At 42.4% G+C, this 785-nt stretch carries 1 protein-coding gene; it reads right to left on the bottom strand.

What is annotated here, in order from left to right; genetic code table 11:
- On the bottom strand, nucleotides 1-676 hold a 676-nt coding region (locus tag ACS8FD_RS19400; protein WP_439277065.1), incomplete at its 3' end, for an iron-containing alcohol dehydrogenase.
- Nucleotides 677-785: the final 109 nt, after the last annotated feature.

Here is a 785-nt window from a genome sequence, read left to right as displayed (position 1 = left end):
CAAGCCAAGCACCATAGGTTGCTTTCTGGCGTGCTGAAATATCGCTCAAGTCATCTACAATCACAGGCGAAGCAGACTTTAATGCTTTGATAGAGTCAACCGTCATGAGACTGACAATTGGGTTTTTATCCTCAGCATATAGCGCTTCTATCGCATGTGCCATGGCATTCATACCTGAACAAGCCGAGATTTGCGCAGGCAAGGTTAAGTTTAGCTCTGGATCATAAATCACTACTTTGGGTAGGATGTGAATATCCTTACCTGTGGTTTTTAGATTGTTTTCAGTCATGCCATAAATAGTTGTCATCTCGCTACCTGAATAGGTAGTTGGTATAGCGACTATCGGTAAATGCGTCTTTAATGCAATGGCTTTGGCAAGTCCAATCGTAGAGCCGCCGCCCAAAGCCAGGCAACAATCAATGTCGTTTGATTGGACAAACTCTACCGCCTTGTCCGCGACTTCTACCAGAACATGCATGACAGCGTGCGGATACACGCCTGCTGAAATCTCTTGTAGTTGCTGCGATAACTTCTGACCTGCTTCTTTTTGACCCGGTGTCGTAATTACTATAACTTTACGATAACCATGCTGTATTAGAATATCTTTGGCTTCAGCTGACTTACCGTTCCCAAAATGAACGTCGAGCGGTAAAGCTTGGTAATGAAAATCTTTCATAATATCATCCTGACTTGAAAAGCAAGTCTCACTGAGAATACGCTGGAATATCGTTAGCATGGAGAAATATCACCTAATTCATCTGGATTTTTTACACCAATAATTAAAA

This window comes from Psychrobacter sp. 1U2 (assembly GCF_051847575.1).
This window is presented reverse-complemented; position numbering and strand designations above follow the sequence as displayed.